This is a genomic window from Streptomyces sp. NPDC007863, from assembly GCF_040633895.1.
GTDB lineage: Bacteria > Actinomycetota > Actinomycetes > Streptomycetales > Streptomycetaceae > Streptomyces.
On sequence record NZ_JBEYEI010000014.1, the window covers coordinates 109,794 to 127,427 of the forward strand.

The window sequence follows — 17,634 nt, forward strand, 5'->3', positions numbered from 1 at the left end:
CCATCGCCATCCCCATCCCCCCGCACCACCCCGAGAGAAGAGAGCCGACGATGACCATCTTCCCCGGACGGCGCAGAGCCGCCCTCGCCCTCGCCGTCTCCGGCGTCCTCGCGCTGACCGCCACCGCCTGTGGTGACGACGGCAGCGGCGCCGCCGGCGGCGGAGGCACCGAGGGATCCGGCAAGGGCAAGATCACCTTCTGGGACAACAACGGCGGTGTCCGCACCGACGTCTGGAAGGAGATCATCGCCGACTTCGAGAAGGCCAACCCGGACATCGACGTCGAGTACGTCGGCGTCGCCTCCAAGGAAGTCCAGTCCAAGTACGACACCGCCATCCAGGGCGGCGCGCTGCCGGACGTCGGCGGCGTCGGCGCGGCGATGCTCGCCGGGATCGCCGCGCAGAACGCGCTGGAGCCGCTCGACGAGCGGATCGAGAAGAGCTCCCTGTTCGGCAAGCTGAACCCCGGCATGGTCGAGTCCGTGAAGGCGGCCGGCGGCCAGGACAAGCTCTTCACCGTCCCGACCTCCGCCAGCAACGGCGTCCTCTACTACCGCACCGACCTCTTCAAGGCGGCCGGTCTCCAGGAGCCGTCCACCTGGTCGGCGTTCTACGCGGCGGCCGAGAAGCTCACCGCCAAGGACAAGAACCAGTTCGGCTACACCATCCGCGGCGGCGCCGGCTCCATCGCCCAGGCCCTCGACGCCATGTACGGCCAGAGCGGCATCCAGAGCTTCTGGGAAGGCGACAAGACCACCGTCAACGACCCGAAGAACGTGGCCGCCCTGGAGAAGTACGCGGCCCTGTTCAAGAAGACCACCCCGGCGGCCGACGTCAACAACGACTTCACCAAGATGGTCGCCCAGTGGGACAGCGGCCAGATCGGCATGCTGAACCACAACCTCGGCTCCTACCAGGACCACGTGAAGGCCCTCGGCACCGAGAAGTTCCGCGGCATACCGAACCCGACGCTCGACGACGGCACCCGGGTGATGGTGTCCAACCCGGTCGACGGCCTCGGCCTCTTCTCCAGCAGCAAGAACAAGGCCGCCGCCTGGAAGTTCATCGAGTTCGCGGCCTCCCACGAGTCCAACTCCAAGTGGAACAAGTCCGCCGGCGCCATCCCCGCCCACACCGAGGCCGCGCAGGACCCGTGGCTCAAGGAGTCCGAGCCGACCAAGCTCGCCGCCGAGGTCCTCTTCAGCGGCAAGGCGACCATCGTCCAGCTGCCCTACTACCTGCCCGACTGGAACACCATCTCCAAGGCCGACAACGAGGCCAACTTCCAGAAGGTGCTGCTGGGTTCGATGACGGCGAAGCAGTTCGCCGACACCCTCGCCGAGCAGCTCAACGAGGCCCAGGCCGAGTGGAAGCAGCAGCAGAAGTGACGGTCGGCCGCCGTGAGGCGGTCGCGGCCGGGGCGGGCCTGGTGCTCGCCCTGGCCGCCCGGCCGGCCGCCGCCCGCACCGAGGACGCCTCCGCCGGGTCCTCCCCCCGACGCCCCCGCACCCTCTTCGTCGCCGGGGACTCCACCGCCGCGCAGAAGTACGCCGACGCGGCCCCCGAGACCGGCTGGGGCATGGCCCTCCCGTTCTTCCTGCACCGCGAGACCACCGTCTCCAACCACGCCGTCAACGGGCGCTCCACCAAGAGCTTCCTCGACGAGGGACGGCTCGACCCGATCACGGACGCGCTCCGCCCGGGGGACGTGCTGCTCGTCCAGTTCGGCCACAACGACTCCAAGTCCACCGACCCCACCCGGTACGCCGCCCCCTGGGGCGCCTACCAGGACAACCTGCGGGTCTTCGTCGAGGCCGCCCGCTCCCGGGGCGCCCTCCCGGTGATCGCGACCTCCGTCGAGCGGCGCCGCTTCGACGCCGCCGGCACCGCCCAGCGCTCGCTCGGCGACTACCCGGCCGCCGCCCGCGCGGTGGCCGCCGCCTCCGGCGCACCGCTCCTCGACATCGAGGCGCTGTCCCTGGCGCTGTGGCAGCGGCTCGGCCCCGAGGCGACCAAGACGTACTTCAACTGGACCGCCACCGAACAGGACAACACCCACTTCAATCCGCCCGGCGCGATCGAGGTGGCCCGGCTCGTGGCCCGTGAACTGCTCCGCACCCGGGTCCTCGCCCCGCGCGAGACCCGCCGGCTCGACGACGACATCCCCACCGACCGGATCACCTGGCCTCCGGCCGCCCCGTCCGCACCCTGAGGAGAACCGCGCGTGAACAGAACCACGAAGCTCGGGGCGGTGGCCGCCGCCGCCCTCGTCCTCACCGTCACCGCGCCCGCCGCCGGCGCCCACTCCGGCCACCCCACGGGCTCCGACCCGGCCCGCGCCGCCCTCCCCGCCGGTGACGGCTGGGCCTCCGACGGCACCGGCACCACCGGCGGCGCCGCCGCCGACGCCTCCCGCGTCTTCACCGTCACCACCTGGGCCGAGCTGCGGGCCGCGCTCGCCGTCCCCGGCACCGAGCCCCGGATCGTCAAGGTCGCCGGCACCCTGGACGCCGTCGAGGCCGGCTGCGCCGCCTTCGAGGCCCCCGGCTACGACTTCCAGCGGTACCTCGCCGACTACGACCCCGCCGTGTGGGGGTACGAGACCGAGGTCAGCGGCCCGCAGGAGCAGGCGCGCGCCGCCTCCGCCACCGCCCAGGGCCAGGCCATCAAGGTCAAGGTGCCCGCCAACACCACCCTCGTGGGCGTCGGCCGGGACGCGACGATCCTCGGCGGCAGCCTGCAGGTCACCGGCGTCGACAACGTGGTGATCCGCAACCTGAAGCTGGAGAGCCCGCTCGACTGCTTCCCGCAGTGGGACCCGACCGACGGCGCCACCGGCGCCTGGAACTCGGAGTACGACAGCCTGGTCGTGTACGGCTCCACCCACGTCTGGATCGACCACAACACCTTCACCGACGGCCGCTACCCGGACAGCTCGCTGCCCGCGTACTACGGCGAGGTGTACCAGCAGCACGACGGCGAACTGGACGTGGTGCGCGGCGCCGACCTCGTCACCGTCTCGTGGAACGTCTTCACCGACCACGACAAGACGCTGATGATCGGCAACAGCGACAGCGCGGGCGCCACCGACCGCGGCAGGCTCCGCGTCACCCTCCACCACAACCTCTTCGACGGCGTCGTGGAGCGTGCCCCGCGCGTCCGCTTCGGCCAGGTCGACGCGTACAACAACCACTACAAGGTGCCGGACACGAACTACGTGTACAGCCTGGGCATCGGCCAGGAGTCGCAGCTGTACGCCGAGAAGAACGCCTTCACGCTCGGCTCCGAGGTGCCCGCCGGGCAGATCCTGAAGAAGTGGAAGGACGCGCCCGTCACCACCACCGGCAACTACGTCAACGGGCGCCCGGCCGACCTGCTGGCCGTCCACAACGAGCAGTTCCCCGAGGAGACGCTGCGCGGCGACGCGGGCTGGACGCCCACGCTGCGCACCCGGGTGGACCACCCGCTGGCCGTCCCGTTCCTCGTCGGCGTCCACGCCGGCTCCGGCCGCCTTCGCTGAGCGAGCCCCCTGCCCCGGGCCGGGGCGGAGCGCGGCACCCCCGTCCCGTCGCGCCCGCCCCGGCCCGGTCCTTCCGCACCCTCTCCGGTCTTCCTTCTCCGGCCTTCCCCGGCCTTCTCCGCAGGAGCTTCCGCATGCCCTCGCGCCCTCCCCGCACGTCCTCCCCGGGCCGCCGTGCCTTCCTCGCCGGCGCCGGCGCGGCGCTCGCCGCCCTCGCCCTGCCGGCGGCGCCCGCCGCCGCCTCCGTGGCCGCCGGTCCGTTCGGGCGGTACGGTTCGCCCGCCGCGCGGCTCTCCGCGCGGACGCTGTACGTCCACCCCGGCGGCCTCGGCGACCACACCTCCGTCCAGGCCGCGGTGAGCGCCGCGTCCGGGACCGGGTGGACGCTGGTCCTGGCGCCGGGCACGTACCGGGAGACGGTCGTGGTGACCGCCGCCCGGACCGGCATGACGTGGATCGGGGCGAGCGGGGACGCCAAGGACGTGGTCGTGGTCTACGACAACGCCGCGGGCACCCCGAAGCCGGACGGCTCCGGCACGTACGGCACCACCGGGTCGGCGACGGTCACCCTCCAGGCGGCGGACTTCACCGCGCACGCGGTCACCTTCGCCAACGACTTCCTCCGCACCGACCTGCCGGGGAACCCGGGCACGCAGGCGGTGGCGCTGAAGGCGCAGGGCGACCGCTCGGCGTTCTTCCACTGCCGCTTCCTGGGCCACCAGGACACCCTGTACGCGGACTCGATGTCCCTGACGGCCTTCGCCCGGCAGTACTACGCGCACTGCTACGTCGAGGGCGACGTCGACTTCGTCTTCGGGCGGGCCACCGCGGTCTTCGAGCACTGCCACTTCCGGACGCTGGTCCGCCCCGACCTGGCCGGCGCCCCGTACGGCTTCGTCTTCGCGCCCTCCACGGCCCGCGCCAACCCGTACGGCTTCCTCGCCACCCGCTGCCGGGTGACCAGCGAGGCCCCGGACGGCTACTACAAGCTGGCCCGCCCGTGGGTGCCCGGCTCGGACACGACGGCCTGGCCGTCGCTGGTGGTGCGCGAGAGCGTGCTGTCCGCGGGGACCGACGCGGCGGCGCCGTACGCGAACATGCGGGCCGAGTACCCGTGGCAGCAGCAGCGCTTCGCGGAGTACCGCAACACGGGCCGGGGCGCGGAGGTCACCGTCCCGGAGAACCGCCCGCTGCTGACGGCCGCGCAGGCCGCCGCCGCGACCCCGGCCGCGTACCTGGGCGACTGGACCCCGGACGGCACCCTCTGCCTCTGATCCTCCCCCGCCACTCCCCCCTACGAGAGGACCCGCACGTCATGTCTCGTACCTCCCGCGGTCTCACCCTGCTCGTGGCCGCCGCCCTCGCGGCGGCCGGACTCACCGCCCTCGCCTCCCCGGCGCAGGCCGCGACCGTCACCGTCTCGACGTCGACGGACCTGGCGAACGCGGTGAAGAACGCCACGCCCGGCACCGTCATCCAGATCCGGGGCGGCACCTACTACCCGACGGCCACCCTCCAGTCGACCGCGAACGGCACCGCGTCGAGCCGGATCACGCTGCGCCCGTACGGGACGGAGACGGTCAGGATCGACGGCTCGAACCTGCCGGCCGGGTCGTGGATCTTCAAACTCACCGCCGATCACTGGACGGTGAACGACCTCACCTTCCAGAACTCCCCCGACAGCGCGGTCGTCTGCACCTCCTGCACGGGGACCCAATGGAACCGGATCAGGACGATCGACGGCGGCGACTCCGGCTTCACGCTCACCGGCGCCGACACGAACGACAACGTGGTCCGCAACCTCGACTCGTACGGGCACTACGACGCCGCCACCCACGGGGAGAACGCGGACGGTGTGGCGGTCAAGTACGGCTCGGGCAGCGGGAATCTGATCACCGGGGCCCGGCTTTACAACAACTCGGACGACGGCATCGACCTGTGGTCCTGGTCGAGCCCGGTGACGGTCGAGCACACCTGGGCGTACGGGAACGGGAAGAACCGCTGGTCCGACTCGGCCTTCGCGGGCGACGGCAACGGCTACAAGCTGGGCGGGGACGGCGAGGTCGTCGCCCATGTCGTCAACAACTCGGCCGCCTGGGGCAACGCGGGCAACGGCTTCACCGAGAACAGCAACAAGGGCGCGATCCAGATCAACCGGACGACCGCCTACGCCAACGGGAACAAGGGGTACTACTTCGCGACGGGCGCGGCCCGCCTCGGCAAGAACCTCGCCGTCTCCAACGGCGGCGGTTCGGTGGCGGCCGGTTCGTCGGTCGTCTCCCAGGGCAACAACTGGGACTCCGGGATCGCCACGCCCGCGTTCCTCTCCACCGACCCGACGAGCGCGTACGGGGCGAGGAAGGCGGACGGTTCGCTGCCGGCGACGACGTTCCTGACGACGGGGTCGACGACGATCGGTTCGACGATGGACTAGCCGTCAGACGAGCAGGTCCACGCAGTCGAGGGCGGTGCCCGGGCTCAGGAAGCCTGTTCCGGTCGAACCACTGACGACGTTCAGCCGGAGCACGTTGTACTGGGACGGGTCCGCCCTCCACGCGCTCGCGGGGACGCTGTAGGTGAAGGTGTGGTTGTTGCCCCGGTACGAGCCGGTGGTGAGGGAGCGGGTCGACGGCTGGGCGGGCGGTGACGGGATCGCGGAGACCCAGGAGTCGTTGACGGTGACCTGGGGGCGGCCGTTGAGGAAGGCGGTGGTGACGCCGATCCGCAGGGTGTGCGCGGCGGCGGCCTGGGCGGCGGTGAGCCGGAAGTAGACCAGGAAGCCGTCGTTGACGCCCTTCCAGAGGTAACAGGGCACGGCGGAGGCCGGGTCGGCGCCGTCGACGACGACGTTCCCCGTCCAGGCGGCGGCCCGCACGTCGGCCGGGTGGGCGACGGTCATGAGCTGCGCGTTCTTGAAGCCGGCGGGGGTGCCGTCCCAGTCGCCGAGCCGCCAGACGGCGGGCGCGGTGCTCGGGTCGCCGGTGATCGTGAGCGTGTGCAGGGCGGTGGCGGCGCCGGCGGTGACGGTCACCGTCGTGGTGTGGACGGCGAGTTCGCCCTTGTAGACGGTGAGCGTGTACGTGCCGGGCAGCATGCCGCGGCAGGAGTACGCGCCGGTGCCGGCGGTCGCCCGGGTCCAGTACTGGGCGTCGGCGTTGGCGAAGCCGATGGTGTACGGGTGGTTCGGGTCCATGTTCCTCAGGCCGACGCCGGCGACCCGGCCGCGTCCGGCGGGGCCGACCCAGCCGGGGATGCCGAGCCCGTCGGCCCAGCTGGTGTCGTGCGCGGCGGGAAAGAGCGCGGGGTCGGGGGTGCCGCCGTCGGTGAAGGCGAGGAGGTACGGCCCCTGGAGGCCGAAGCGCATGGCCTCGGTCTGCGACTGGTTGTAGTGGAGGATCTCGTAGAGTCCGACGCCCAGTTCGTTGGAGTGGCGCAGCAGCGAGCGGTAGAAGGGGCCGCCGGAGGCCTTCTCGTGGTTGGAGCGGATCATCCAGAGGCCGACGGAGCCGGTGGTGTAGCCGACGTGGTCGTAGTCCATGACGCAGACGCCGGAGTAGTGCTTGGACCGGGTGTGTCCGTCGGCGCGCTGCCAGACGTCGCCGGCCTCGATGACGGTGTCGGCGCCCTCGACCCAGGAGTCGGGGCCCTCGTTGGGGAAGACGCCGGGCTTGAGGCGGGCGATGAAGCGGGTGGCGGTGAAGGACGTGTCGGCCTTGTCGGTCCACAGGTAGACGTTGTTGTGGCCGGAGCGGGCCGCGTAGTAGTGGCGCAGGGTGCCGTGGACGACGGTGACGAGGATCGTCGCGCCGACCTGCCTGAGCGTGACGGTGGAGGCGCCGAGGCCCGACTCGACGTGGGAGTGCTTGCCGCCGTAGCTCTCGTACTCCTTGCCCTTGTAGACGAGGGAGGTGAGGTCGCCGTTGGTCTTGGAGACCTTGAAGACGAGTCCGGCGCCGGTGTCGAGGACGTAGTTCGCGCCGTCGTCGCTCCAGCCGAAGCCGGCCGCCCCGGCGGTCCCGGCGGCGGTGGCGGCGAGGGCTCCGGCGGCGACGGCCGCGCCGAGGACGGTCCGGCGGCGGACGGGGTGGTTCTGCATGGTGCGGCTCCTTCGATGGCTGTGGGGGGGCAGCCGTAGGTCGCCGCGGGGTGGGGAAAGGGTTGCCTCCTGTGCCGAAACGCTTCGAAACGTTTCAAGGCCGCTCTCCCGGGGGTCGGCCGAAGCCTCCCCGGAGGGTCGTCCGGCCGCCGTCGGGGGCGGTGAGCACGACGGAGTAGGTGTCGGCGGAGGCGTCGCGGGTGCCTTCGGCGTGGTTGTACTGGGCGGCGAAGGTGTGCGGGCCGGCGGGGACCGCGCGGCCCTCCTTCAGCGTCCAGCGGTAGACGAGGGCGCCGGGTTCCTCCGTGACCGTGACCGTGAAGTCGTCGGCGGGACGGGTCTGCCAGTGGCCGGTGCGGACGACGCCGCCGGTGAGGGCGACGCGCAGCTCGACGGTGAGGGCGCTGACCTCGGCGTCCGTGGTGACGGCGAGGTCGCTCTGCGCCCACCAGCGGTTGCTGCCGGCGTCGATGGTGCCGGCCGCGCGGGCCGCCGGGCCGGGCACGGTGGCGACCGGCGGGGGCGCGGGCCGGTCCTGGAGGGTGGTGACGGCGAGGCCGCCGAGGCCGAGGACCCCGGCGACGGTGGCGGCCACGGCGACCGCGACCGTCCAGCGGCGGCGGGGCGGCACGGCGCGGCCGGGCGGCGGGGCGGCCATGCCGCGCTCGACGCGGGCCAGCATCCGGGCGTGGTCGGGGCGGTGCGCGGCCGCCGCCCCGCGCAGTTCGCCGCGCAGGCGTGTCTCGTCCATCAGCGCCTCCCCGCGGCGAGTTCGGTGGCGGCCCGTCCGTCGAGCAGCTTCTGGAGTTCGGCCATCCCCTTGGCGGTCTGGCTCTTGACCGTGCCGACGGAGACGCCGAGGGCCAGGGCGGTGTCGCGCTCGGAGAGGTCGAAGGCGTGGCGCAGGACGACGCAGGCGCGCTTACGGAAGGGCAGGGCGCGCAGCGCGGTCCGTACGTCGACGACGGCGGGTACGTCCGGGTCCTCGGTGTGCTCGGGGCGGCGGTCCCAGAAGGCGGCGATGCGGCGGCGCTCGCGGACGGTGCCGCGGATGCGGGTGCGGACGAGGTTGGCGACGACGCCCCGCGCGTAGGCGGCGGGGTGTTCGGCGGCGCGGACCCGGTCCCAGCGGTGCCAGAGGGCGAGCATGGCGTCGGCGGCGAGGTCGTCGGCGGCGTCGGTCTCGCCGGTCAGGAGGTGGGCGAGGCGGGCGAGTTCGGCGTAGTGGCGGTCGAAGAAGTCGCGGAACTCGGCGGCGCCGTCGCGCTCCTCGCCGGGGTCAGCGACGGGCACGGCCGTCCCTGGGGGCGGTGGGCGCCGGGCCGGTGGCGGCGCGGACGGTCAGGCGGGGGGCGAGGAGTTCGGTGCCGCGGGCGGGCTCGCCGCGCAGCCGGGCGACGAGCCGCTCGACGGCGATCCGTCCCATGTCCTGGGCGGGCACGGCGACGGCGGTGAGCGGTACGGAGGCGTGGGCGGCGACCTGGTCGGGGCAGACGGCGGCCACCGAGACGTCCTCGGGGACGGCCCTGCCCTGGTGGCGCAGGACGGCGAGGAGCGGTTCGACGGCGGCCTCGTTCTGCACGAGGAGGGCGGTGGTGCCGGGGCGTTCCTCGAAGATGCGGGTGACGGCGGCGGAGACGGCCGCGTAGGTGCCCTCGACGGGCCGGTGGAGCAGGTCGAGGCCGTGCCCGGCGGCGGCGTCGCGGACGCCGGTGAGGGTGCGCTCGGCGTAGCCGGTACCGCGGGCGTAGACGGCGGGGGGTTCGCCGAGGACGGCGAGGCGGCGGTGGCCGAGGCCGGCGAGGTGGTCGACGCAGCGGGCGCCGGCGGCGGCGAAGTCGAGGTCGACGCAGTCGAGTCCGGCGGTGTCGGCGGGCAGGCCGATGAGGACGGAGGGCCGTTCGGCCTCACGGAGCAGCGGCAGGCGGGGGTCGTCGAGTTCGACGTCCATGACGATCATGCCGTCGGCGACGGCGCTGCCCTCGACGCGGCGGACGGCCTCGGGGCCCTCCTCGCCGGTGAGCAGCAGCACGTCGTAGCCGTGGGCGCGGGCCGTGGTGGTGACGGCCATGGCGATCTCCATCATCACCGGCACGTAGAGGCCGGTGCGCAGCGGCATCATCAGGGCGAGGATGCTGGTCTGGCCGCCGGCGAGGGCGCGGGCACCGGCGTGCGGGCGGTAGCCGAGCTCGTCGATGGCGTCCTTGATGCGCTCGCGGGTGGCGGCGGAGATGGAGCGCTTGCCGCTGAGGACGTAGCTGACCGTGCTGGCCGACACACCGGCGTGACGGGCGACGTCGGCGAGGGTGACCACGTGCGCGCTCCTCGGCTGGTCCGGGGGTTCTCCGGGTGGGTGGGGGTGCCCGTCGACGACAGGGACCCCCGACCCTAAGCGGCCGCTCGACGGACTGTCCAGGCGGGGCGCGAAGAGTCCAAGGGCCGGTGGCCCGGGTGGGGTTGTGCGGGGGCGCGCGGGGCGGTGGGATGGAACCGGTCGCGCAAGCGCTTTCTGGCGGGTGGTCCTCCTCCCCGCCCCCACTTCCCCCTGCTCCGCACCCCACCTCTCCCTGGGAACACCATGACCGATCTGCCCTGGTACACCTCCTTCGCCCCCGAGCGGGGCACGCTGCCGCCGCGCGCCTGGACGGGGGACTCGGACGCCGCGCGCCTGCCGCTCGGCGGCGACTGGGCGTTCCGCCTCTCCCCCGCCGCCGACGCGGCCGACGCCTCCTTCGCCGCGCCGGGGTTCGACGCCGGCGGCTGGCGGACCGTCTCCGTGCCGGGTCACTGGGTGCTCCAGGGCGAGGGCGGGGAGTTCGGCGGGCCCGCGTACACGAACGTCCTCTACCCCTTCCCGGTCGACCCGCCGCACGTGCCCGACGAGAACCCGACCGGGGACCATCTGCGCCGGTTCGACCTGCCGGACGGCTGGCCGGCGGAGGGCGGGGCGGTGCTCCGCTTCGACGGCGTCGAGTCCTGTGCCCGGGTGTGGCTGAACGGCACGGAGCTGGGCTGGTTCAAGGGGTCGCGGCTCGCGCACGAGTTCGCGGTCGGGGAGCTGCTGCGGGAGCGGGACAACGTGCTCGCGGTCCGCGTGCACCAGTGGTCCTCGGGGTCGTACCTGGAGGACCAGGACCAGTGGTGGCTGCCCGGCATCTTCCGGGAGGTGACGCTGCTGCACCGGCCGGCCGGCGCGCCCGGCGACTTCTTCGTGCACGCCTCGTACGACCACGCGACGGGCACCGGCGAGCTGCGGGTCGACTGCGACGTGCCCGCCCGGGTGCGGGTGCCGGAGCTGGGGCTCGACCTGGCGGCCGGCGAGTCCGTCACGGTGCCGGTGGAGCCGTGGAGCGCCGAGGTGCCCCGGCTGTACGAGGGGGAGCTGACGGCCGGCGGGGAGCGGATCGGGCTGCGGATCGGCTTCCGTTCGGTGTACGTGGAGGACGGCGTCCTGAAGGCGAACGGGCGGCGGATCCTCTTCCGGGGCGTGAACCGGCACGAGTTCCACCCCGAGACCGGCCGCACGCTCGAATTCGGAACGATGCGCGCCGACGTCGAGTTGATGAAGCGCCACAATCTCAACGCCGTACGGACCTCGCACTATCCGCCGCATCCGGCCTTCCTCGACCTGTGCGACGCGTACGGGCTTTGGGTGATCGACGAGGGCGACCTGGAGACGCACGGCTTCGAGGAGCTGGGCTGGCGCGGCAATCCGGTGGACGACGAGCGGTGGACGCCCGCGCTGCTCGACCGGGCGGCCCGGCTGGTCGAGCGGGACAAGAACCACCCGTCGGTGGTGCTGTGGTCGCTCGGCAACGAGTGCGGCACGGGCGCCGGCCTCGGCGCGATGGCGCGCTGGATCCACGACCGGGACCCCTCGCGGCCGGTGCACTACGAGGGCGACCGCTCCTGCGCCGACGTGGACGTGTACTCCCGGATGTACCCGCCGCACGCCGAGGTCGAGGAGATCGGCCGGCGCGCGGACGAAGGACCGGAACGCCGCCGCGAACTCCCCTTCATCCTGTGCGAGTACGCGCACGCGATGGGCAACGGCCCCGGCGGACTCGACGAGTACCAGCGGCTCTTCGAACGGTACGAGCGCTGCCAGGGCGGCTTCGTGTGGGAGTGGATCGACCACGGCCTGGCGCACCCGGTCCACGGGTACGGCTACGGCGGCGACTTCGGCGAGGAGCTGCACGACGGGAACTTCGTCTGTGACGGCCTGCTCTTCCCCGACCGCACGCCCTCGCCGGGCCTGGCCGCGTACAAGAAGGTGATCGAGCCGGTGCGGATCGCGCCGGGCGGCCGGCCGGGCACGGCCCGGGTGACCAACCTCCACGACGTGGCGGACCTGTCGGGGTACGCCTTCGCGTGGGAGTTCCTGGCGGACGGCGCGGTGGTGGCGGAAGGCGCCCTGGACGTCCCTCCGCTGGAATCCGGCGAGCAGGCGGAGGTGGAGCTGCCGCCGGTGCCGGAGCACCCGGCCGGCGCCGAGGGCGTGTGGACGGTACGCGCGCTGCTCGCCAAGGCCACGGCCTGGGCACCGGCCGGGCACGAGGTCGCCTGGGGCCAGCTGCCGGCGGCGGCACCGCGGCGGGCCCGGCGCCTCGGCGCGCGGGTCGCCGCCGTCGCGGACGGGGGCCGGATCACCCTCGGTCCGGCGGTCCTCGACGCGCGCACCGGCGTGCCCCTGGTCCTGGCGGGGCAGCCGGTCACCGGCTTCGGCCTCGACGTGTGGCGGGCGCCGACGGACAACGACGAGGGCGCTCCGTGGCAGCCCGACACCCGCTTCGGCCCGCTGTGGCGGGAGCTGGGCCTGCACCGGATGCGGCACCGCACGGACGGGGTGGACGTGGACGGGGAGCGGGTGACGGTACGGACCCGGGTGGCGCCCGCGGCCCGCGACATCGGGCTCGCCGTCACGTACCGCTGGGCCTCGGACGGCACGGCGGTGCGGCTCGGCGTGGACGTGGTGCCCGAGGGCGACTGGCCGGTGCCGCTCCCCCGGCTCGGCGTCCGGCTGGGCCTTCCGGCCGCGCTCGACCGGGCCGACTGGTACGGCGGCGGCCCCGGCGAGGCGTACCCGGACACCCGCGCGGCGGCCCGGCTCGGGCTCTGGGGGGCCACGGTGGCCGGACTGCAGACCCCGTACGTGCGCCCGCAGGAGAACGGCGCCCGGATCGACACCCGGTGGCTGGAGCTGACGGGCGGCGGGACGGGACTGCGGGTCGAGGGCGAGCCGTCGTTCTGGTTCACCGCCCGCCGCTGGACGCACGCGGAGCTGGACGCCGCCGCGCACCGCGCGGACCTGGTGCCGGGCGGCACGCTGTGGCTGAACCTGGACCACGCGCTGCACGGCATCGGGTCCCAGTCCTGCGGCCCGGGCGTGCTGCCGGAGCACCGCCTGGAGGCGGCCCCGGCGTCCTTCTCGCTCGTCTTCGCGCCGCTCAGGTCATGTTGAAGTAGGGCAGCGGACCGGCGGGCTGACCGGACGTCACCCGCCGGATCACCGCGATCGCGAGGACCGCGCACAGGATGTTGAGGCTCTGGTCGACGGGGTTGCGGTAGTCGAAGTGGCCGAGGACCAGGAAGTGGAAGGCGACCGACAGGGGCCCGTCGCAGAGCCAGACGAACCACCAGGCGTTGATCAGCCAGGCGTCGCGCGCCGGGCCGCCGGCCCGGCGGATGTCGAGGGTGATGCGGCGCGGCAGCCACCACATGGCGAGCGGGATGATCCAGGCGCCGAGGGCGAAGCCCGGGCCGTACGTGTGGCTGCCGGGGGCGAGCACCTCGGCGTTGCAGCGGGCGCGGTGGAACCAGACGAGGAAGGAGATCCAGCACGCCACCTGGAGCACGGCCGGGAGGGGGACCATCCCCTCGGAGAGCCAGGGCGAGTCCTTGCCGCCGGACGCGATCACGTACACGTCGGTGAGCGCCTGGGTGGCGATCAGCGACTGCACGACGAGCGCGGGCCCGGCCGGATTGCGGAATCTGTAGCGGGGCCCGCGCACGGCGGCGGGCCCGACGGGAATGTTGTAGGCGTCCATGGACTGTTCCCCCCGGGAATGCGGTGTCGCCGCCGTGACCGGCACGGCGGCGGTGATCAGCGGCATCCTACGGCCGCCCGCGGCTCACCGGCCGGGGGCCACCAGGCCGAACTCGTAGGCGAGAATCACCAGGTGGACGCGGTCGCGGGCGGCGAGCCGGCCGAGCAGCCGGGCCACATGGGCCTTGGCGGTGGCCGGGCTGATGAAGAGCTCCCCGGCGATCTCGTGGTTGGACAGTCCGCGCCCCACGAGGGTGAGCACCTCCCGCTCGCGGTCGGTGACGGCCTCCGGGAGGGGCCGGGTGGCGGGGGCGGCGGGCGCGGGCGGCCGGGCGAAGGCGGCGATGAGACGGGTGGTCACGGCCGGGGCGATCAGCGCGTCCCCGCCCGCGACCACCCGGACGGCGCCCAGGATGTCGTCGAGGTCCATGTCCTTGACGAGGAAGCCGCACGCTCCGGCGCGCAGCGCCCCGTACACGTTCTCGTCGTCGTCGAAGGTGGTCAGGACCAGCACCCGGGCGCCGCTGGGGCCCTGGGAGATGAGCCGGGTCGCCTCGATGCCGTCCATGCCCGGCATCCGTACGTCCATCAGCACCACGTCGGGCCGGGTCCGCTCGGCCAGGGCGACCGCCTCGGCGCCGTCGGCGGCCTCGCCGACCACGTCCAGGTCGGTCGTCTCGGCGGCGAGCAGGCGCAGTCCCGCCCTGATGAGGGGCTGGTCGTCGACGAGGAGGACCCGGACCGGGGCGGCCGTCACCGGGCCTCCTCCGGGACGGGCAGGCGGGCCGCGACGCGGAAGCCGCCGCCCGGCCGCGGTCCGGCCGTGAACTCGCCGCGCAGGAGCGCGGCCCGCTCGCGCATGCCGGTGATGCCGTAGCCGGCGCCGGATCCCCGCCGGCCGTCCCCGCGGCCGCCGCTCCGGGCCGGGAGGCCGGGGCCGTCGTCCGTGATCTCGACGCTGACCGCGTCGCCGCTCAGGTCGACGACGACCCGGCAGGCGTCGGTGTGCGCGTGCCGCACCACGTTGGTGACTCCTTCCTGCACGATCCGGTACGCGGCGAGTTCCACGTCCGGCGGGAGCCCGCGGGGCGTGCCGCGCCGCTCCAGGCCGACGCGCACGCCCGCGCCGGCGGTGGCCTCGACGAGCCGGTCGAGGTCCGCGAGGCCGGGCGCGGCTTCGCGCGGCGCGGCCTCGGGGTCGTCCGCGCGGAGGGCGACGAGCATCCGGCGCAGCCCGGCCAGGGTGTCCTTCCCGGTGCTCTCGATCGCGGCGAGCGCCCGGTGCGCCTCCTCCGGCCGTGCCCCGGCGACCCGGCGGCCCACACCGGCCTGGATGGTGATGACGCCGATGCTGTGGGCCACCATGTCGTGCAGCTCGCGGGCGATGCGGAGCCGTTCCGCCGTGACCGCCTCGGCCGCCTCCCTGGACCGCAGCTCCCGGGCGTGCCGGCGCCGCTCGCGCAGCAGGTGGCCGGCCGTCCACGCCAGCGCCGTGGTGAGCCCGAGGACGACGAGGTGCGAGACGTACGTGTCCGCGCCGGTGCGCGCGAACGCCAGGGAGAGGGCCTGGACGGCGAGGGTCGCGGCGGCCGCCGCGGCGGCGGCGCGGGGCCTGCGGGTGGCGGCCACGTACGCCACACCGAGGGCGGCGAGGAGCGCCTGCGTCTGGCCGAGCTGCCAGCCGGCGGTCGTGCCGGGCGGGTACAGGGCGGCGATCCGCGAGGAGGCCGCGACCGCGGCCGAGGCCGAACCGGCGAGCAGCGCGCCGAGCGCGATCCCGGGGCGGCGCGGGAAGAGCGGGACGACCAGCGCCGCCGACAGCACGGGGAGCACCAGGCGTGTCCCGGTGGGCTCCGCGGTGTGCAGGACCACGACGGTCGGCACCGCGAGGTAGGCGAGGGCGGCGGCCCAGGTGAGCACATGGGTCACGGCCGGGGGAACGGTCATGCGGGAATCCTAGGAAGGGCCCGGGAACGGCGCATCGGCCCGGGGGCTTACGCCCGTGGGCGGCAGGGCGGTCCCCGGAGCGCGCCCGCCGGCCGATGCCGGGAGGGGCGGTCCGGCGGCAGCGTGGACGGCGTGATCGAAGCGAACGCACTCACCAGACGCTACGGACCCGTCACGGCCGTCGACCGGCTGTCCTTCACCGTCCGGCCGGGCCGGGTGACCGGCTTCCTCGGCCCCAACGGGGCGGGCAAGTCCACCACCCTGCGGATGATCCTCGGCCTGACCGCGCCGACCTCCGGCACGGTGACGGTCGACGGGCGGCCGTTCCGCGACCGGCCGCGCGGCCTCCGGCACGTCGGCGCCCTCCTCGACGCCCACGACGTTCACGGGGGCCGTACCGCCCGCGCCCACCTCTCCGCGCTGGCCCACGGCAACGGCCTGCCGGCCCGCCGGGTCGAGGAGGTCCTCGGGACGGCCGGGCTCGCCACGGCGGCCGGCCGGCGCATCGGCGGCTTCTCCCTGGGCATGAAGCAGCGGCTCGGGATCGCCGCCGCGCTCCTCGGCGACCCTCCCGTCCTGCTCTTCGACGAACCGCTCAACGGCCTCGACCCGGAGGGCGTGCGGTGGGTGCGCGGCCTGTTCCGGTCGCTGGCCGCCGAGGGCCGGGCGGTCCTGGTCTCCAGCCACCTCATGGGCGAGATGGAGCACACCGCCGACGACCTGCTGGTGGTGGGCCGGGGCCGGATCGTCGCCGCGGAGCCGCTCGCCGTCTTCGCCGCGCGGGGCGGGGGCACGGCCGTCACGGTCCGCACCCCGGACCCGGCGGCCCTCGCCGGCGCGCTGCGCGCCGAGCCCGGGGCGGCGCTCCGGGAGACGGACGACGGCGCCTTGACGGTGACCGGCGTGAGCGCCGAGCGCGTCGGCGACCTCGCGCACGCGCACCGGGTACGGCTGCACGCGCTGACCGCGCGGACCGCCTCGCTGGAGGAGGTCTTCCTGGAACTGACCGCCGACCGCGTCGAGTTCGGCGCCCCGGAGACCGCCGGGCCGGGGCCGGAACACCCGGAACACCCGGTCGCTTCCCCGCGCGTACCCGTGTCCGGCCGTGAGGAGTCCGCCCGATGAACGCCACCGCACCCGCCCGCCACCTCGCCCCGCCGCCGGCGCCGGCGCTCTTCCGGCACCTGCTCCGCTCGGAGTGGATCAAACTGTGGTCGCTGCGCTCGACCCCGTACGTCCTCGGCGTGGGCGGCCTCGTGGTGACCGGGATCTGCGTCAACGCGGCCCGGTCGAACGCCGACCGGCTCGACCGGGGCCCGCGCCCGGGACCGGACGGCGCGCCCGACGCCGCTCCCTTCGCGTTCGACGCGCTCGGGACCGCGTTCGTCGATCCCGCCTGGCAGTTGCTGATGGTGCTCGCCGCCTGCCTCGGCGCGGCCGCGCTGTCCGGCGAGTACGCGACGGGCCTGGCGCGCACCACGTTCGCCGCCGTGCCGGACCGGCGGTCGGTCGTCGCGGCGAAGGCGGTCGTGGTGACGGCGGTGCTGCTGGTCTTCGGCGCCGGTGTGGCCCTGGCGTCGTTCGCGGCGACCCAGGCCCTGCTGCGGGACCACGGCGGGCTTTCGCTGTCGGATCCCGGCGCGGCGCGGGCCGTCGTCGCGTCCGCGCTGCTCGCGCCGGTGTGCGGGCTCGTGGGCATGGCGGCGGGGGCCCTTGTACGCCACGCGGCCGGGGCCGCCGTCACGGTGATCGGCGTGCTCCTGCTGCTGCCCGCGCTGTTCCAGGGCGACACGTACCGCTGGGTCAGGGAGACGGGCCATCTGCTGCCCCTGGACGCCTGGGCGACGCTCGTCCGCGACCCGGCGCTGCCGGTCGTGGAGAAGTACCCGGCGACGGCGGCGGAGGCGTGGACGGTCCTCGGCGTCTGGGGCGTGGCCGGGCTCGCCGTCGCGGTGGCGGCGGTCCGCCACCGCGACGTCTGAGCCCGGCCCCGACGCCGGGGCGTGTCCGGTCCTGATCCGCCGG

At 74.4% G+C, this 17,634-nt stretch carries 15 protein-coding genes; 8 read left to right on the forward strand and 7 right to left on the reverse strand.

What is annotated here, in order from left to right; all coding sequences use genetic code 11:
- Positions 1–50 precede the first annotated feature (50 nt).
- From ABZ621_RS22545 to ABZ621_RS22565, 5 genes are all read left to right on the forward strand, one after another.
- Positions 51–1,388, forward strand: coding sequence for a sugar ABC transporter substrate-binding protein (locus tag ABZ621_RS22545; protein ID WP_360607209.1), 1,338 nt, complete (start codon positions 51–53; stop codon positions 1,386–1,388).
- Between the two features lie 41 nt (positions 1,389–1,429).
- A complete protein-coding gene (locus ABZ621_RS22550) occupies positions 1,430–2,212 on the forward strand; it encodes a rhamnogalacturonan acetylesterase (RefSeq protein WP_360607438.1) in 783 nt (260 codons plus the stop codon).
- 12 nt (positions 2,213–2,224) lie between these two features.
- Positions 2,225–3,520: a polysaccharide lyase family 1 protein gene (locus ABZ621_RS22555; RefSeq protein WP_360607211.1), complete on the forward strand. Its 1,296-nt coding sequence runs from the start codon at positions 2,225–2,227 to the stop codon at positions 3,518–3,520.
- Positions 3,521–3,654: 134 nt separating this feature from the next.
- A complete protein-coding gene (locus ABZ621_RS22560) occupies positions 3,655–4,794 on the forward strand; it encodes a pectinesterase family protein (RefSeq protein ID WP_360607213.1) in 1,140 nt (379 codons plus the stop codon).
- Positions 4,795–4,835: 41 nt separating this feature from the next.
- Positions 4,836–5,954, forward strand: a complete 1,119-nt coding sequence (locus tag ABZ621_RS22565; RefSeq protein ID WP_360607215.1) for a pectate lyase — start codon at positions 4,836–4,838, stop codon at positions 5,952–5,954.
- 3 nt (positions 5,955–5,957) lie between these two features.
- Here ABZ621_RS22565 and ABZ621_RS22570 read toward each other — a convergent pair whose 3' ends face one another.
- The 4 genes from ABZ621_RS22570 to ABZ621_RS22585 all read right to left on the reverse strand — a co-directional run bounded on the left by ABZ621_RS22570 (position 5,958) and on the right by ABZ621_RS22585 (position 9,930).
- Complete coding sequence (locus ABZ621_RS22570) at positions 5,958–7,616, reverse strand: rhamnogalacturonan lyase B N-terminal domain-containing protein (protein ID WP_360607217.1); 1,659 nt, start codon at positions 7,614–7,616, stop codon at positions 5,958–5,960.
- A 94-nt stretch (positions 7,617–7,710) separates the two neighbouring features.
- Positions 7,711–8,367 carry a hypothetical protein gene (locus ABZ621_RS22575; RefSeq protein ID WP_360607219.1) on the reverse strand — a complete coding sequence of 219 codons (657 nt, stop codon included), beginning with the start codon at positions 8,365–8,367 and terminating at the stop codon, positions 7,711–7,713.
- Positions 8,367–8,909, reverse strand: a complete 543-nt coding sequence (locus ABZ621_RS22580; RefSeq protein WP_360607221.1) for a SigE family RNA polymerase sigma factor — start codon at positions 8,907–8,909, stop codon at positions 8,367–8,369. Before ABZ621_RS22580 ends, ABZ621_RS22575 begins: the two co-directional genes overlap by 1 nt.
- Entirely contained in the window at positions 8,896–9,930 is a 1,035-nt protein-coding gene (locus tag ABZ621_RS22585; RefSeq protein WP_360607223.1) for a LacI family DNA-binding transcriptional regulator, read from the reverse strand. The genes ABZ621_RS22580 and ABZ621_RS22585 overlap by 14 nt, the downstream gene beginning before the upstream one ends.
- 264 nt (positions 9,931–10,194) lie before the next feature.
- On the opposite strand from ABZ621_RS22585, the gene ABZ621_RS22590 reads away from it, so the two are divergent.
- Positions 10,195–13,077 (forward strand): glycoside hydrolase family 2 TIM barrel-domain containing protein, encoded by a 2,883-nt coding sequence (locus ABZ621_RS22590; RefSeq protein ID WP_360607225.1) that lies wholly within the window; start codon positions 10,195–10,197, stop codon positions 13,075–13,077.
- Here ABZ621_RS22590 and ABZ621_RS22595 read toward each other — a convergent pair.
- The 3 genes from ABZ621_RS22595 to ABZ621_RS22605 form a co-directional block, all read right to left on the reverse strand.
- Positions 13,064–13,663: a DUF4328 domain-containing protein gene (locus ABZ621_RS22595; protein WP_360607227.1), complete on the reverse strand. Its 600-nt coding sequence runs from the start codon at positions 13,661–13,663 to the stop codon at positions 13,064–13,066. The genes ABZ621_RS22590 and ABZ621_RS22595 overlap by 14 nt on opposite strands.
- Positions 13,664–13,747: 84 nt before the next feature.
- Complete coding sequence (locus ABZ621_RS22600; RefSeq protein WP_360607229.1) at positions 13,748–14,419, reverse strand: response regulator transcription factor; 672 nt, start codon at positions 14,417–14,419, stop codon at positions 13,748–13,750.
- On the reverse strand, positions 14,416–15,609 hold the full coding sequence (locus ABZ621_RS22605; protein WP_360607231.1) for a sensor histidine kinase: 1,194 nt from the start codon (positions 15,607–15,609) through the stop codon (positions 14,416–14,418). Before ABZ621_RS22605 ends, ABZ621_RS22600 begins: the two co-directional genes overlap by 4 nt.
- Positions 15,610–15,741: 132 nt before the next feature.
- Between ABZ621_RS22605 and ABZ621_RS22610 the strand changes: the two genes are divergently transcribed.
- Both ABZ621_RS22610 and ABZ621_RS22615 read left to right on the forward strand, forming a co-directional pair.
- Complete coding sequence (locus ABZ621_RS22610) at positions 15,742–16,734, forward strand: ATP-binding cassette domain-containing protein (protein ID WP_360607233.1); 993 nt, start codon at positions 15,742–15,744, stop codon at positions 16,732–16,734.
- A complete protein-coding gene (locus ABZ621_RS22615; protein ID WP_360607235.1) occupies positions 16,731–17,591 on the forward strand; it encodes an ABC transporter permease subunit in 861 nt (286 codons plus the stop codon). The genes ABZ621_RS22610 and ABZ621_RS22615 overlap by 4 nt, the downstream gene beginning before the upstream one ends.
- The last annotated feature ends 43 nt before the right edge of the window (positions 17,592–17,634 follow it).